Origin of the sequence: Nonomuraea sp. NPDC048892 (assembly GCF_040649735.1) — a bacterium.
Lineage (GTDB): Bacteria > Actinomycetota > Actinomycetes > Streptosporangiales > Streptosporangiaceae > Nonomuraea > Nonomuraea maheshkhaliensis.
Window position 1 is genome coordinate 15,215 of record NZ_JBEZFZ010000025.1, and the last position, 16,243, is coordinate 31,457.

Below are 16,243 nucleotides of genomic sequence, written 5' to 3' on the forward strand. Positions count from 1 at the left end.
GAGGAAGCGAACTTTCATGAACGACATCGTCACCGGCCATCCGGCCCTGCGCCCCGAGCGGATCGGCGGGCTCACGCTGGCCAACCGCCTCGCCGTCTCGCCCATGACCAGGGTCTCGGCGGCGCCCGACGGCACGCCGACGCCCGAGATGGCCGACTACTACGCCGCGTACGCCGAGGGCGGTTTCGGCCTGCTGATCAGCGAGGGCACCTACACCGACACCGTCCACAGCCAGGGCTACCTCAACCAGCCCGGCATCGTCTCCGGCGAGCACGCCGAAGCCTGGCGCGAGATCACCGAGCGGGTGCACGCCGCCGGGTCGCGGTTCGTCATGCAGCTCATGCACGCCGGCGCCCTGTCCCAGGGCAACCGCTACCGCGACGACACGGCGGGCCCGTCGGCCGTGCTCCCGCGCGGCGAGAAGATGCCCGAGTACGGTGGCAGCGGAAAGTGGCCGGCGCCCAAGGCGATGACCCCGGCCGACATCGAGACGGCGGTGGACGGCTTCGTGCGGTCGGCGGTGCGCGCCCGGCAGGCGGGGTTCGACGGTGTCGAGGTGCACGGCGCCAACGGCTACCTGGTGGACCAGTTCCTCACCGACTACACCAACCTGCGCGACGACTCCTACGGCGGCCCGGTGTCCGGCCGGGTCCGTCTCGCCGCCGAAGTGGTGGCCGCGATCCGGGCCGAGGTGGGTGCGGATTTCTGCGTCGGCATCCGGCTCTCGCAGACCAAGGTGAACGACTTCACGTACCGCTGGCCGGGCGGCAGCCACGACGCGAAGGTCATCTTCGCGGCGCTGGCCGAGGCGGGCGCGAGTTACCTGCACGTCGCCAGCGAGGGACGCGACTGGATCGAGACCGCCCGCCTGGACGGCGGCGCCACCATCACCGGCCTGGCCCGCCAGGTGACCGGCCTGCCCGTCATCGCGAACGGCGGCATGCACGACCTCGCCAGGGCGGCCCAGGTGCTCTCCGACGGCCACGCCGACCTGCTGTCCGTGGGACGGGGCGCGCTGGCCAACCCCGACCTGCCGCGCCGCCTGCACCAGGGACGGCCACTGGCGGAGTTCGACCATATGATGCTGCAGCCCATGGCCACCCTGGGCAACGCCGCCCTGTGGCGGCAGGCGGCCAGGATCTGAGCGGCCAGGATCTGAGTGGAAAGGCAGGCGGTCGGTGTGACCACCAACTGGCATCGGGACGCCGCGGCGGTCGCGACGCTCACGTTCGACGTGGACGCCGAGACGCCGGTCCTGGCCCAGGGGCGCCACTACGCCGGGCACGCGAGCACGATGTCGCACCAGGCGTACGGACCCGACGTGGGCCTGCCCCGCATCCTGGGCATCCTGGACGATCTAGGCGTCCCCGCCACGTTCTTCGTGCCCGGCTGGGTGGCAGAGCACCGGCCGGGACTGGCCGCGTCCATCGCCGAACGCGGGCACGAGGTGGCGCACCACTCCTACAGCCACCGGCCGGCCACCTCGATGACCCCGGCCGAGGAACGCGCCGACTTCGAGCGCGGGCTGGCGGTCTTCGTCGCCCAGGGCATCGAGATCGCCGGGCACCGGGCGGCCGGGTGGGAGGCGTCGTGGCAGACCGCGGACCTCGTCGCCGAGCACGGCCTGCGCTACGACTCCTCGCTGATGGGCGACGACCGTCCCTACCGGATCGCGGCGGGTCCCGGTGACATCGTCGAGTTGCCCGTGCACTGGTCGCTCGACGACTGGGAGCAGTACGCCTTCCTGCCGGCGCCGCACGTCGGCTCGGTCATCGAGTCGCCGGCGAAGGTGCTGGAGCTGTGGCGGGCCGAGCTGGACGGGATGCGGCGCTACCGGTGCCTGTTCAACCTGTGCGTGCACCCCTTCCTGTCGGGGCGGCCCGGCCGGGCCGAGGCGCTGCGCCGGTTCATCGAGTACGCGCTCGAATGCGGGGACGTGCGCTTCGCCCGCTGCCGGGAGGTGGCCGAGGCGGCGGCGGTGGACCCGGAGCTGCCCACCCGCCGGCCCCGCCCGCCGCAGGCCGACCCGGACGTCTACCCCGCCTGACCGCCGCCTGAGCGGTTCCCGGCCGGCGGCCGGATGGCCCGGCGGCCGCCGCTTGTGAGGTCTCGTGGCCGGCCGCCGCTCACGCCATGGCGTCGATGGCGAGCGCCAGGAACAGGTCCACCCGATCCTCGGTGCGGTTGACATCCCTGCCGGTCAGCTCGGCCGCCTTGGCCAGCCGGTTGCGCAGTGTGTTGACGTGGATGTGCAGGGCGGCCGCGGTCGTCGCCCACTGCCCGTCGTGGTCGAGGAAGGCGCGTACCGTCCGTTCGAGCTCGCTGCCGCGCCGCGCGTCGTGCCTGCGCAGGGACGCCAGCAGGTCGTGGGAGAACGCCCGTAGCGTGTCCTGGTCGACCAGCCCGAGCAGCAGCCGGTGCGTGCCGAGCTCGGCGAACCCGCGCACGGCCGGCCCGCCGGGGCTGCGCCGCAGCACCCGGCACGCCTCCCTCGACCGCATCAGAGGCCGGCGCAGCTCGGCCGAGTGCGGCGCCAGGCCGCCCAGCCCGGCGACCGCCCGCCGTCCGGGAAACCGCTTGTCCACGGCCTTGACCAGCCGCCCGGCCAGCAGCGACAGCTCGGGCTCCGGCCGGTTCCAGGCCAGCACCGTGACGACGTCCTGAGTGCCGCCCGCCACGACCGCCGGCACCCCCTCGGAGGCGAGGAAGTCGCCGATGACCTGCGCGAGCCCGTGCGGCGTGCTCGTCTCGTCCCCGGCGAGTGCGACGGCGCAGACCGTCAGCGGCCCCGCCGGGTTCACCCCGAACGCCCGCAGCCGCTCGGCCACCTCCGTCGCGCGCCCGCCGGACAGCACCATCTCCAGCAGCTCGCCGGCGAAGCGCATCTCGATGGCCTGGACCGCCTGCTGCTTGGCCACCTCCAGGCTGAGGAACCTGGCGGCCTGCTCCAGCGCCTCGTGCTCGGCGGGGGCCAGGCCGAACAGCGGGCGCAGGCAGACGAGCGCCGCGTCGATGTCGCCCACCGCGCCCACGGGATACAGGGCCGCCAGGCCCGTGCCCAGATCGAGCTCCAGCGCCGGGGGGCGCCGCGACAGCCCCGCGGCCACGGTGCGCAACTGCTCCTCGTCGAGCTGCGCGCCGGTCGTCGCGAGCAGCCGGCCCATCCGGTCGACCACCGCCAAGGGCAGGTCGTGGTCCTTCGTCAGCACGCGCAGCACGCCGGACGCGCCCGCTCCGCGCGAGATCGCCGTGGCCAGCGCGTCGCCGCGGCGCACCATGCCGATGAGGCCGCGCTGGCGCTGGTCGGTGTAGATCGCGGAGGCCGCGTGCGAGATCGCGGTGAACGGCACTGCCGGGGAGATCTCCAGCAGCGGCAGCCCCGCCTCCGCGCACGCAGCGACGAGCTCCTGCGGGGTGCGCGGCATCTCGGCCCGCAGGCCGAACACGATCCCGGCCGCCCTGGCGCGCCGCACGTTCGCCACGAACTCGGCCGCCGTCACCTGACCGAGCCACAGCCCGTTGGTCAGCACGAGCTCGTTCTCCTGGACGTACGCCGAGGGGTCGGGCAGCTCGGTGTTGTGCACCCAGGCCACCGGCGCCTCCAGCGCGCCCGCCGGTCCCGGAACGAGCACGGTGAGGTCGAGCGCCGCGTCGCTCACCAGTGCGTTGAGCGTGAACATGCTGTGAATCTAGACACCTTCTGGCCCGATCGCTAGAGGTTTCTCCACTCTCTACCCCGGCCAGGCGAATGTTTACGTGGTGCCTATCACACGACGAGGAGGCACCCATGTCATCCAGCCCCACCCCTGTCACCGCGGGCCCAGGCGGCATAGAGCCGGAGCCGGAGGCCGTGCCGTTCGACGACCACGGCATCGAGCCGATCCCGGCGGCGGCCCGCGACTCCACCCCCTGGCAGCAGTTCTGGATCTGGACGGGCGCCAACATCGCGCCGATCAACTGGGTGCTCGGCGCACTCGGCATCACCCTGGGCCTCAGCCTGGTGGAGACCATCGTCGTGGTGGCCGCCGGCAACCTCGTCGGGTGCGCGGTGTTCGGCCTGTTCAACCTGATGGGGCACCGTACCGGCGTCAATCAGATGGTGCTCGGGCGCGGCGCCTTCGGCCGCAGGGGCGCGATCGTCCCGGGCGTCGTGCAGGGGCTGCTGACGATGGGCTGGGTCGGGGTCAACACCTGGGTCGTGCTGGACCTGGTGCTCGCGATCCTCGCGCAGCTGGGCGTGCACGGCGGCCTCGGGCTGAAGTATCTGGTGGCCGGGGTCATCATGGCCGTGCAGCTGTTCCTGGCGCTCTACGGCTTCTACGCCATCCGTACGTTCGAAAAGTACACCGTGCCGGCGACCGTGGTACTCATGGCGGTCATGACCGTGCTCGCGGTGGCGCAGACCGACCCCGACTGGACGGCCGCCACCGCGGTGACCTCCGCCGACAAGGTCACCGCCGTCACCCAGCTGCTCACCGCGATCGGCATCGGCTGGGGGATCAGCTGGCTGCCGTACTCCGCCGACTACAGCCGCTTCGTCCGCCCCGGCACGCCCGGCAGGCGGGTGTTCTGGGCCACCGCGCTCGGCATGTACGTGCCCACCGTGTGGCTGGCCGCGCTCGGCGCCTACCTCGCCGGCGGAGGCGGCACCGCCGATCCGTCGAGCCTGGTGACCGGCCTGTTCGGTGTCATGGCGGTGCCCGTCCTGCTGCTGATCATGCACGGGCCGGTCGCCACGAACATCCTCAACCTCTACTCCTGCTCGCTGGCCGCCCTGTCCGTCGGCATCAAGGTCGCCCGGTGGAAGCTCACTCTGGGCGCCGGGCTGGTGGCCTCGGGGGTGCTGGCGGTGTTCCTGCGGGCCGACGACTTCGCCCAGGCGTTCGACCACTGGATGGTGTCCATCCTCGTGTGGATCGCCCCGTGGGCGAGCATCGTCCTGGTCGACTTCTTCGTGCTCCGCAAGGGCCGGATCGACCTGCCGTCCCTGTACCGTGACGACGCCTCGCCGTACGGGCCGGTGAACCGCAGCGCGATGATCAGCCTCGGCGTCGGTCTGGTGGCGGCGTGGAGCTGGCAGTTCGGCATGGTGCCCGCGACGCGCGGGCCCATCGCGCGGCTGCTGAACGACACCGACTTCTCCTGGCTCTCGGGCGGCCTGGTGGCCGGCGGGCTCTACTACCTGCTCGTCCGGCGCGCGGCCCGCCGCCTCGCGGCCCGCGCTCCCGAGGAGGCGCCGGCCATATGAGCACGTCACGACCCCGCACCAAGGCGGGCGGCCCGCGCGTGCGCGTCATCACCACCGGCGGCACCATCGCCTCCCGGCCCGACCCGCACGGAACGGTCAGCGTCGCCGTCCCCGGCAGCACTCTCGTTGACCCGACAAATCCGGATATGACGGTCGAGGTGGAGGAGGCGATGCTGGTCCACAGCTTCAACCTCACCCTCGGCCAGATGGTACGCATCGCCGCCCGCGTCCGCGCCGCGGCCCGCGACCCCGAGGTGGACGGGATCGTCGTCACCCACGGCACCGACACCATGGAGGAGACCGCGTACCTGACGGACCTGGTGCTGGGGGCCGGCCCGACGGTGGTGTTCACCGGAGCGCAGCGGCACGCCGGCGAACCCGACGGCGACGGCCCCAGGAACCTCGCCGACGCCCTGGGCGTGGCCGCCTGCGCCGGTCCGGGTCTCGGAGCCGTCGTCGTCATGGCCGGGCAGGTGCACGCGGCCCGGCACGCCACCAAGGTCCACACCCGGTCGCCGGAGGCGTTCGGCAGCCCAGGTCACGGCCCGATCGGCCACGTGCACGGCTCGCACGTGCACGTGGCCGCCCGGCCCGTCCGCCCCGCCGGGTTCGACCTGGACGAACTCGGCACCCTCGACGCCCGGGTGGACATCGTGCCCGCGTACGCCGGAGCGGACGGCGTGCACGTCGCCGCGTCGCGCGCGGCCGGCGCCCGCGGCCTGGTGCTGGAGGCCCTGGGCGCGGGCAACCCGACGCCCGGGCTGCTGCGCGAGCTGCGCGTCTGTCTCGCGGCGGGCGTTCCCGTCCTCGTCACCTCGCGCTGCCGCCAGGGACCGGCCGTGCCCGTCTACGGCTCCGGCGGGGGAGCGACCCTCGCCGAGGCGGGCGCCGTGTTCGCCGGCTCGCTCACCGCACCCAAGGCCCGCCTCCTGCTCGCCGCCGCCCTCACCGCCTGCCCCGATCCGGCCGAGGCCCTGAACCGCATCCGCCCGCACCTCACCTGGTGAACCCGTTTCAACCGGCCTCGACCTCGATGTGATAGCGGCCCTCGCCGTCGCGGTGCGCGCCGTGAATGTCGGTGGCGAGGTCGGGGAAGCAGCGGTCGAACTCCTCCAACGCCCGCAGGTACGTGATCAGCGGCCCGTCGGCGGGCCCGGCCGCCTCGCCGGGCATCAGCATGGGGATGCCCGGCGGTGTGACGACGACGATGGCGGCGCACACGCTGCCGGCCAGGCGGTCGAGCGGCACGCGCTCCGTACGCGAGCGGATCAGCGCCTGATAGCTCTCGGCCGGGGTGCGCACCGGCTCCGGCAGGTCGGTGAAGATCGCGTTGACCAGCTCGCCGAGCCCGAGCGCGCGCAGCCGCTCGTGCACGTCGGTGCAGAAGCGGCGCAGCGTGGTCGCCGGCGGGCCGAAGCCCGGCAGCACCTCGGCCAGCGGCAGGTCGTCGTCGTAGGCGCGCTTGAAGTCGGTGAGCGCATCGATCAGCGTGCCCCACTTGCCCTTCGTGATGCCCATGGAGAAGAGCACCAGCAGCGTGTGGTCGCCGGTCTTCTCCACCACGATGCCGCGCCGCCGCAGGTAGGCGGCGACGATCCGGGCGGGGATGCCCCAGCCGAGCGTGCCCGCCACCGCGTCGGCCCCCGGGCAGACGATGGTCACCTTCACGGGGTCGAGCAGGCAGTAGCCGTCGCTCAGCCCTTCGAAGCCGTGCCAGGCGGCGCCGGGCTCCAGCACCCAGCAGGCCGGATCCGTGGCCAGCCGGACCGGGTCGGCCTCGGCGAACGGCACCGCCCGGCCGGTGACGGGGTCGGTGACGTGCGAGGGCTGCCAGACGCCGAAGTACCAGTCGGGCCGCCGCCCGTCCTCCCTGATGCGCCCGGCCAGCCGCACCATGGCCTGGCGGAAGCGCACCGCCTCCGTGACGGCCTCGCCCACCAGGTACGGCCCCGACGGCCCGTCCATCATGCCCGCCGCCACGTCCAGGGAGGCGATCATCGGGTAGAGCGGCGAGGTGGAGCAGTGCATCAGGTACGTAGCGTTGAGCCGCTCGTAGTCCACCGGTGCCCGCTCGGCCGGCCTGACGTGCAGCATCGCCGACTGCGACAGCGCCGCCAGCAGCTTGTGCGTGGACTGGGTGGCGAACACCGTGGGACGGCCCGGCCCCGGCAGCGTCTCCTCGTCCACGGCCATGCCGTAGCGGCGGGCGTACAGCGGGTGGAACCGGGCGTAGGCGAACCACGCCTCGTCGAAGTGCACCCGGGGAACGCTCTCGCCGAGCAGCTCCGCGACCCGTACGGCGTCGTAGCAGAGCCCGTCGTAGGTGGAGTTGGTGATCACGGCGTAGACCGGGTCGGTCCCGGAGAGGGGATGGCGGGCCAGCCGGGCACGCAGCGTGGCCGGATCGAGCGCCGCAGGTTGGATGGGACCGGCCAGGCCCAGGCCGTTGCGCTCGGGCACCAGGTAGAGCGGGCGGGCGCCGCTGATCGTCATCGCGTGCTGGAGCGACTTGTGGCAGTTGCGGTCGACCAGGGCGGTCTCGTCGCGGGCGACCGCGTGATGGCCGACGACGCGGTTGGCGGTGGCGTTGCCGTTCATCACGAAGAAGGTGCGGTCGGCGCCGAACACGCGGGCGGCGTTGCGTTCGGCCTCCCCGACCGGGCCGGTGTGCTCCAGCGGCGAGCCGAGCTCGGGGACGGAGATGGACAGATCGGTACGTAGCAGGCGCTCGCCGTAGAAGTCGAAGAACGCCCGCCCGACGGGGGACTTCAGGAACGCGACCCCGCCCGCGTGCGCAGGGGTGTGCCAGGAGTACTGGTGGTGGTCCTGGAGGTCGCGCAGCGCGCGGAAGAACGGCGGCAGGATGCGGTCGGCGTACTCCTCGGTGGCGTGCACGATGCGCCCGGCGATGAAGTCGGGCGTGTCCTCCAGCGGGAAGACGAAGCCCTGGATGACCTCGTACACCCACAGGGGGAGCTCCTGCTCGGCGGTCATGAGGAAGACCGGCAGGCCGCGGAAGCGCCGCAGGACCGCCTCCAGGCTCCGCTCGGCGCCCGGCGCGTCCCAGTCGGCCAGCATCCCGGCGAGCGAGGCGTCCGAGCCGATCACCGCCAGCGCGTCCTGGACCCGGTAGGTCCAGCGCAGCTGCACGCCGAGCCGGCCCATCGCCGCGCCGACGCGGCGGACCTGCTCGGCGAGCGCCGTGTCGGCGTCGGGACGCTCCGCGATCGCGGCGAGAACCGTTCGTTCCATGCGAGCTCCATGGCCGGGGGGACGATGAGATTTGAGGCGGGGGACCGCGACGGTTTCAGGACGGAGGGCCCGCGCCTCGGTCGGCGACCCGGCCTTGCGCAGGATCGGTGGTCCGGGCGGCCAGGCGGCCGGTCAGGCGGTCGGCGCGGGGCCAGCGCACGTCGTGGGCCCAGCCCGCCCGCTCGAACCAGCGGATCAGCCGCGCGCTCGGGTCGAGCTGGCCCTTGAGCACGCCGTGGCGGGCGCACGCGGGCTCCACGTGGTGCCAGTTGTGCCAGCCCTCGCCGAGCGTCAGCATCGCCACCCACCGCACGTTGGACGAGCGGTCCCTGGTACGGAACGGGCGCTCGCCGAAGGTGTGGGCGATCGAGTTCACCGACCAGGTGACGTGGTGCACCACGGCGTACCGCACCAGACCGCCCCACACGAACGCTCTCCACGCGCCCGCCCACGACATCGACCACAGCCCGCCCGCGGCGGCGGGCAGCGCGAACGACAGCAGCACGACCAGCGGATAGGCGGCGTCGAAGCGCCGCACGTCGGGGTCGGCCAGCAGGTCGGGCACCCAGTGCGCGCGGCTGGAGCGGCGGCGGGCCGTGTAGAACCAGCCGATGTGCGCGTGCAGCATGCCGCGCAGCAGCGCCAGGCCGCTGTCGCCGTAACGCCACGGCGAGTGCGGGTCGCCCTCGCGGTCGGCGTACTTGTGGTGGCGGCGGTGCTCGGCGGCCCACAGCGTCACCGAGCCCTCCACGGCCATCCCGCCGGCCAGCATGAGCGCCAGCCGCAGCGGCCGGTTCGCCTTGAACGCGCGGTGGGTGAACAGCCGGTGGTAGCCGATGGCGATCCCGAAGATGCTCACCAGGTACATCACGACCGCGATGACCAGGTCACGCGGGCCCACGCCCCAGCCCCAGGCGGCCGGGATCGCGAGCACCGGCAGCAGCACGGGCAGCACGATCAGGACGACCAGGTAGGCCGCGCGGCGGCCGGTGGTGACCGGCACCGTCTCCGCCCCGCCCGCCTCCGCCCGGCCCGGCATGGGTGACGTCACGTTCCCCCCACGGGTGCGACAAGAGATGAGGCCCCTATTGAAGGGGCAGCCCCCCGGAGCACGGCAATGTCCCGGCAGTGACGGATCGGTTACTCTCGGGAGGCAAAAGAATGCGCGCCGTAGCCATGAAGGAAAGCCGGGCGCCCTCCTTAGATTGTGAATGCACAGTGTGATCATGTCTGTTCGTTCCGGTATCGGTGGAGGTCTGCGCAATGGGTGCTGTCGAACAGACGACCACGGGCGGCTACCTGGAGGCGTACGAGCAGGCTCTGGCCCATGACCCGATGGCGGCGTTCGGGCTGGTCAGGGAGTGGATGCGGACCGACTGGCGCAACCTGTTCGCCGAGCTGCGCGAAAGGCGGCCCGTCTTCGTCACCCCCGCCTTCACGGTCGTGACCCGCTTCGCCGACGTCACCGAGGTGCTCGGCCACGAGGAGGTCTTCTCGGTGCGCGCGTTCGGCCCACGCCTCGACGCCGCCCTCGGCGCGCCGTTCATGCTGGGCCGGGACGCCACGCCGATGAACTGGCGGGAGAAGGGCCTGATGCAGGCCATCCTCGACCCGGGCGACGCGGCCCGCGTACGCGAGCTGACCGGCCACCTCGCCGACGACCTCCTCGACGCGGCCCTCTCAGGCGGGGATCCGGATGGGGGCGTGGAGGCGGTCGGCGCGTTGTTCCGTCCCGTCGCCCTCGGCGTGTGCGCACGCTACTTCGGCGTCCCCGGCCCGGACACGGCCACCCTGTCACGATGGACGCGCGCCATCGTCGCCGACGGCTTCGCCAACTTCCTCGGCGACCCGGCGATGCGGGCCGCGTCCGAGCAGGCGGGCGCCGAACTGATCGCCTACCTGCGCGACCGCCTCGCCCGGCACCGGGCCGACCTGGAGGCCGGACGCGACCTGGCCGACGACGTCTTCACCCGCCTGGTCCGCTCGTCCCTGCCCGCCGGCGCCGGCCTGACCGACGAACGCGTCGTGACCAACATGGCGGGCATGCCGCTGGGCTTCGTGGAGAGCGCGCCGGGGGCCATGGTGGAAGCGGTCGAACAGCTCCTGCTGCGCCCCGACGTGCTCGCGCGGGCCGTGGCCGCCGCCCCCGACCCCGAACGGTTCGACCCGTACGTGTGGGAGGCGCTGCGGTTCAGCCCGTTCTTCAAGCTGATTCCCCGGATCTGCGAGCGCGATCACGTCCTGGCCGCCGGCACCCCGCGCAGCACGATGATCCCCGCGGGCACGTTCGTGCTCGCGGCGCCGGCCTCGGCGATGTTCGACGCGGACGTGGTGCCGCGGCCCGAGGAGTTCCGCCTCGGCCGTCCCCGCCACCACCGGCTGTTCTTCGGCTCGGGCCACCACGCGTGCCTCGGCGTGCACGTGGCCGGCCCCGTGATCGCCGAGACCGTACGCCGCCTGCTGCTGCGCCCCGGCGTACGCCTGCTGCCGCCACCGCGAGGCCGGGTCGAGCGTTCCCTGGGCATCTTCCCCGACTCGTTCGTCCTCGGAACCGGCGTCGAAACGGGGGAGGACCGATGACGCTGGAAGATCCGGCAAGCGCGCGCGGCATCTCCACGGACGGCCTGGCGAACCGGCTCAGATTCCTCGCCCTGACCAACGGCCGGCCGTTCTGGGACCTGGTGCAGAAGTGCCCGCCGGTACGCCGCCGGCTCAACGCCACGCTGATCGACCACGCGGTCCGCGAGATGCCGCCGCGACCGGAGCCGCTGAGCACGATGGCCGACTACACCTCATGGGCCTCGCTCACCGACCGCACCTACAGCGGCAGACACCTGCCGCCGGTAAACGCCGACGAGGATCGCCTGCCCGCCCCCGAGGTCGCGGCCGGCCTGTTCGCCCGCGGCGAGTCCATGATCCCGTGCCGGCGCTCCACGGTGCTGTTCGCGTACTTCGCCCAATGGTTCACCGACGGGTTCCTGCGCAGCGACGCCAACGTGCCGCGCGACCCGCGCAAGAACAGCTCCAACCACCACATCGACCTGAACCAGGTGTACGGACTCAACGCGGCGGCCACCACCGCGCTGCGCACGCTGGAAGGCGGGCTGCTCAAGAGCCAGCTCATCGACGGCGGCGAGTTCCCGCCCTACCTGTGCGAACACGGCAAGATCAAACCGGAGTTCGCCCCGCTGAGCGTCATCCAGTTCGACGAACTCACCGACGCCCAACGCGACACCCTGTTCGCCACCGGCAGCGACCGGGGCAACATCCAGATCGGCTTCACCATGCTCACGGTGCTGTTCCTGCGCGAGCACAACCGGGTCGCCCGGCTGCTGGCCCGGCGCCATCCGCGCTGGGACGACGAACGGCTTTTCCAGACGGCCCGCAACGTCCTCATCGTGCTGCTGATCAAACTGGTCGTCGAGGAGTACATCAACCACATCACCCCCTACCACTTCCGCTTCACCCTGGACCCCCGGCTGTCGGCGGCGCTGGCCCGCGCGCCGTGGCACCGCGAGAACTGGGCGTCGGTGGAGTTCAACCTCGTCTACCGCTGGCACAGCCTGATCCCGTCGCGGCTGTCGGTGGGCGGGCGCGAGCTGCCGATGGCCGAGACCCTGCTGGCCGGGCCGCTGATCCCGCCGGCCGGCCTGGCCCGCCTCTTCGAGGACGCCTCCGCCCAGCGGGCCGGCCGCATCGGCCTGTTCAACACCGACCCCGTCCTGCACCCGATCGAGACGGCCAGCATCGCCGAGTCCAGGGCGCTCGGGCTGGCCCCGTACAACAGCTACCGCCGGCACTGCCGCTTCCCGGCGGTGCGCCGCTTCGAGCACATCACCGGTGATCGGCGGGTCAGTGGTGCGTTGCGGGAGCTTTATCGCGACGTGGACGACATCGACCTGTACGTCGGCCTCTTCGCCGAGGAACCCGGGTCACCCGACGCCATCCTGCCCCCGCTCCTCACCAAGATCATTGCCATCGACGCCTTCTCCCAGGCCCTCACCAACCCGCTCCTGGCCCCGCGCGTCTTCAACGCCGCCACCTTCTCCCCGTACGGCATCCGCGTCATCGCCGCCACCCGCAGCCTCGCCGACGTGGTCCGCCGCAACACCCCGGAGGACCCGGCCCCACGCTTCGTCAGCATGTCCCAGCAGCCACGCCCATGAACAGCGGCGACGAAGCACCGTGTTCCGCCACGAATGACGGCGGTGACCCGGCGGGGTCGTTGCGCGCCGCCTCGCGCGAGCTCGTGGACATCGGGATCGCCATCCAGGACGCGGCGGCGCACACCACCGCCGCCCTCACCGACGTCGCGCTGATCCGCGCCCTGCCGCACGTCCCCACTGCGGGCCGCTCCGCCTACCGGGCGCTGCTGCGGGCTGCCACGCACAGGCAGGGCCTCGGATACGCCCTCACCGGCACCCGCACCACCACGCCGCCTACCGGAGCCGCGCCGGTCACCGCCCCGACCGGCGGCACCATGCTCATCACTTTGGTCGCCAAGGTCGGGGGGATGTTAGGGGCCGAGAGCCTGGCCGTTCGGGTGCTGGCCACCTCGCTGCGGCTGCGGGTGGCCGCCGTGGCCGTCGATCACCCAGAACTGGCCGAGGACCCCTTGGCGGCCCGGCTCATCGAGGCCGCCGCATCGGATCGGGACCTGGAGGCCGTACGTGCGCTGCGTGCCCTGCTCAAAGACCGCGGTGCGGTGCGGGCGCTCAGCCTCCTGGCCCCCGTCTTCGGCGAGGTGCTCGCGCTGCGGGCGTTGCTGGACGAGAACCCGCTCAACGACGCCACCGCCTGGCTGATCGCCACCGGGAGAGGCTTCGCCACCGCCGACCCCGTCATGGGCCTGAGCAACAGGGCCGTCGCCCTCCTCGACCTCGGCGAAGGAGCCGCCCGCCGGACCGAGCTGACCCCGGACGAGTCGGCCCGGCTGAGCACGCGGGGGTCGCTGCTGGGCGTTCTGGGCAACATCGCCACGATCGGCACCACCGGGCGGGCCCTCATCCAGAGCGTCGAAGGCCCTGACGGAGTGATCCGCCACCTCCTCCAGGCGCCCGGCATGCGGGTGGGACGCCCCGACGGGCGTTCGCCCCAGGACCTGCTCGGCGCGTTCAGCAGCGCCGTCCTGGACAGCAGCCCCTACAGCCGCGCCCTGGCCGAAGCGGTCGCCGACTACGGGCTGCCCCCGGACGCCGAGCTCGCGCTCGTCGGGCACAGCGCGGGCGGGGCGGCGATCATGAACCTTGCACAGGACCCCGGCTTCTGCGCCCGCCACCGCGTCACCCACGCCATCGCCGTCGGCTCGCCGGTCGACTTCAAACGGCCCGCAGACCCGGGGACCTGGGTGGCCAGCGTCACCAACCAGCACGACCTCATCCCCACCCTCGACGGCCAGGGCGCCGGCACCTGCTTCGACCTGCACCCCGGCTGGTACGTCGTCGACTACACCGACTCCACCCACCTGTTCCCGCTCTGCCACGGCATCGAGCACTACCTGGCCAACCTCGCCGACGACCTGCCCGAGGAACGCGAGCACATCGACGAACGGCTGAAGCCCTTCCACGGGCCGGTCGTGCGCTCCCAGGCGTACCTGCTGTTCGACCGGCCACCGGACCCAGGGGAGTTCCCCTTCCTGACCGTGCCCACGCACCCGGTCGAGATCTCGGGCACCCCCGCTGACCTGCCGATCCGGTGCCGGGACGGCTCCGCCCTCACCGCGTACTTCGCCGCCCGCCCGGCGGTGGCGGTGCGGCTGCTGGAGGGCACCGGTCTCGTTCCCGTGCTGGTGGCGGGACGGGCTCTGGCCGGCGTGCACGCCGCCTGGAACCGGCACAGCAGCGTGGGCGGCCACCGCGAGGTGCAGATCGGCATCGCGGTCCACGGCCCAGGCCACCGCCACCCCCTGCGCCGGCCCGTCTGGCCGGGCTGGGGAGGCTTGCTCCGTAGGGCGGAGCTGCGCCGGTCCGGCGATTTCCTGCTCGGCACGGCGGTCGACACTCCGATGGTGCGTGAGCTCGGTCCCCGGCTGTGGGGCGGTGAGACGTACCTGACGACCCTGGACGTGCGGCGCGGTGGCGGGCCAAGTGTTCGGTCGGTGCTGGTCGTCGCCGACGGGATCCTCACGCTGGAGGGGAGGCTGGGCGCCGGACTGCCCTTGTCCGATCCCGGCCTGGTGGGTTACGCGGGAGAAGCCGGTGCTCTGCTGCGTTCGTCCGTACGGGCGTGGGGGCTCGCCCGGCTGCACCCCGCGCCATCGTTGCGGCTGACCGTCGAACCCTGCTCTGCCCATCCGCTGGCCCGGCGGCTGCGCGAGCTGGGGGTCGACGGCGCCCGCCCGCTGCTGTGCCTGTCGGCCGCCACTCGCCAGACGATCCGGGATGCCGCTGTTCCCGTGCCGACCGCCTGAGAGGACGCCATGACCGCCGGACAGAGTGCGATCGCCGCCCACGCCGAGGTTCTGCGCGCGGACGCGCAGATCCTCACCGCCTGCGCCGAGCGTCTGCGCGCGATCGAGGCGGCCTTGGAGGCGGCCGGCGCGGCGCCGCCTTGGCTGCGCGCGGCGGTGCGCACTCACCACGCCGCTTGCGTGACCGCCGCCGCCGACCTGCGTACGGCCGTCCGCCACCTGAGCGCCTACGCCGAGCGAACGAACCTCTGAGCCGAGCAGGCGAGCCACCATAGACGCGCCGTGGGGCCACCGGAGAACCGTTGAAGACCAGGGCGGCGATATCCGATTGCTTGGCCGGTGCCCGATGTGTCAGCGTCGCTGGACATGATGTCAGGGCAGGTGATGGGGGTGCGGTACGCCGGGCTGGCGCTCGCGCTCGGGTCCTCATGGTGCTTCGCTTTCTCCGGGCCGATGGCCAAATACCTCGACGCCGCCGGACTGGCGCCGATGGAGGCGGTGTGGGCGCGGATGGCGGGCGCGGGGCTGCTGCTCGTGGCGGTGCTGGCCGTGGTCAGGCCGCGGGCGCTGCGGATCCCGCGCTCCAGGGTGGCGTTCGTCGGTCTGTACGCGGTCATGGCGGTGGCCGGCGTGCAGTCCCTGTACTTCGCCGCGATCACGCGCCTGCCGGTGGGGATCGCGCTGCTCCTGGTCTACCTGGCGCCGGTGATGGTGGTGGCCTGGGTGCGGCTGGTACGCAGGGCCCGGCCGGCGCCCGCCGCGTACGCCGGGGCGGTCGTCGCGATCGTGGGCCTCGGGATCGTCGCCGAGGTGTGGCAGGAGGTGCGGCTCGACGCGCTCGGTCTGGTGCTGGGGCTGCTGGCGGCGGCGTGCTCCGCCGGATATTTCCTGATGAACGATGGCTTCGGGGCGGAGATGGATCCGCTCGGCCTCGTCGCCTGGGGGATGACGGGGGCGGCCGTGGTGCTGATCCCGTTCGCGCGGCCCTGGGCGATGCCGTGGGAGGCGTTCACGGTGTCCGTCACGCCCGCCGCCGGGGGCCAGCGGCTGCCCGTGCTGCTGGCGTACCTGTGGATGGTGCTGGTCGCGACCGTGATCGCGTACATCATGGGCGTCAACGCCGTGCGGCGGCTGTCGGCCGCCGTGGCCGTCACCGTGGCATCGCTGGAGGTCGTCGGCGGGGCGGTGGTGGCCTGGGCGCTGGTGGGGGAGAGGCTGGGCGGGTTCCAGATCGTGGGCGGGCTGATCCTGCTGTCGGGCGCGTTGCTGGCCCAGACCGCCACCGGCCTGGGCGCCCCCCGGCGGCCGGCCGCGGCTCGCCGCTAGCCCCGGCC

The 16,243-nt window shown here is 72.9% G+C and carries 12 protein-coding genes; 9 read left to right on the plus strand and 3 right to left on the minus strand.

What is annotated here, in order from left to right; all coding sequences use genetic code 11:
- Nucleotides 1-16: 16 nt before the first annotated feature.
- Together AB0C28_RS44900 and AB0C28_RS44905 are read left to right on the plus strand one after the other, a co-directional pair.
- Nucleotides 17-1,144, plus strand: coding sequence for an NADH:flavin oxidoreductase (locus AB0C28_RS44900; protein ID WP_358081995.1), 1,128 nt, complete (start codon nt 17-19; stop codon nt 1,142-1,144).
- Nucleotides 1,145-1,180: 36 nt separating this feature from the next.
- Nucleotides 1,181-2,047 (plus strand): polysaccharide deacetylase, encoded by an 867-nt coding sequence (locus AB0C28_RS44905; protein WP_357857368.1) that lies wholly within the window; start codon nt 1,181-1,183, stop codon nt 2,045-2,047.
- A 79-nt stretch (nt 2,048-2,126) separates the two neighbouring features.
- Here the strand turns inward: AB0C28_RS44905 and AB0C28_RS44910 are convergent, their stop codons facing one another.
- Nucleotides 2,127-3,680 (minus strand): PucR family transcriptional regulator ligand-binding domain-containing protein, encoded by a 1,554-nt coding sequence (locus tag AB0C28_RS44910; RefSeq protein ID WP_358081997.1) that lies wholly within the window; start codon nt 3,678-3,680, stop codon nt 2,127-2,129.
- Between the two features lie 107 nt (nt 3,681-3,787).
- Between AB0C28_RS44910 and AB0C28_RS44915 the strand changes: the two genes are divergently transcribed.
- Together AB0C28_RS44915 and AB0C28_RS44920 are read left to right on the plus strand one after the other, a co-directional pair.
- Nucleotides 3,788-5,248, plus strand: a complete 1,461-nt coding sequence (locus tag AB0C28_RS44915) for a cytosine permease (protein ID WP_358082000.1) — start codon at nt 3,788-3,790, stop codon at nt 5,246-5,248.
- A complete protein-coding gene (locus tag AB0C28_RS44920; RefSeq protein ID WP_358082003.1) occupies nt 5,245-6,255 on the plus strand; it encodes an asparaginase in 1,011 nt (336 codons plus the stop codon). The genes AB0C28_RS44915 and AB0C28_RS44920 overlap by 4 nt, the downstream gene beginning before the upstream one ends.
- A gap of 7 nt (nt 6,256-6,262) precedes the next feature.
- Here the strand turns inward: AB0C28_RS44920 and AB0C28_RS44925 are convergent, their stop codons facing one another.
- Nucleotides 6,263-8,500 carry an Orn/Lys/Arg decarboxylase N-terminal domain-containing protein gene (locus AB0C28_RS44925; protein WP_358082006.1) on the minus strand — a complete coding sequence of 746 codons (2,238 nt, stop codon included), beginning with the start codon at nt 8,498-8,500 and terminating at the stop codon, nt 6,263-6,265.
- Between the two features lie 55 nt (nt 8,501-8,555).
- Nucleotides 8,556-9,551 (minus strand): acyl-CoA desaturase, encoded by a 996-nt coding sequence (locus AB0C28_RS44930; protein ID WP_358082008.1) that lies wholly within the window; start codon nt 9,549-9,551, stop codon nt 8,556-8,558.
- A gap of 212 nt (nt 9,552-9,763) precedes the next feature.
- Between AB0C28_RS44930 and AB0C28_RS44935 the strand changes: the two genes are divergently transcribed.
- From AB0C28_RS44935 to AB0C28_RS44955, 5 genes are all read left to right on the plus strand, one after another.
- Nucleotides 9,764-11,080, plus strand: coding sequence for a cytochrome P450 (locus AB0C28_RS44935; RefSeq protein WP_358082011.1), 1,317 nt, complete (start codon nt 9,764-9,766; stop codon nt 11,078-11,080).
- Entirely contained in the window at nt 11,077-12,666 is a 1,590-nt protein-coding gene (locus AB0C28_RS44940) for a peroxidase family protein (RefSeq protein ID WP_357857388.1), read from the plus strand. Before AB0C28_RS44935 ends, AB0C28_RS44940 begins: the two co-directional genes overlap by 4 nt.
- Nucleotides 12,663-14,909 (plus strand): hypothetical protein, encoded by a 2,247-nt coding sequence (locus AB0C28_RS44945; protein ID WP_358082013.1) that lies wholly within the window; start codon nt 12,663-12,665, stop codon nt 14,907-14,909. The genes AB0C28_RS44940 and AB0C28_RS44945 overlap by 4 nt, the downstream gene beginning before the upstream one ends.
- Nucleotides 14,910-14,918: 9 nt before the next feature.
- On the plus strand, nt 14,919-15,161 hold the full coding sequence (locus AB0C28_RS44950) for a hypothetical protein (protein WP_357857394.1): 243 nt from the start codon (nt 14,919-14,921) through the stop codon (nt 15,159-15,161).
- A gap of 114 nt (nt 15,162-15,275) precedes the next feature.
- Nucleotides 15,276-16,235 (plus strand): EamA family transporter, encoded by a 960-nt coding sequence (locus AB0C28_RS44955; RefSeq protein ID WP_357857397.1) that lies wholly within the window; start codon nt 15,276-15,278, stop codon nt 16,233-16,235.
- Nucleotides 16,236-16,243 lie beyond the last annotated feature (8 nt).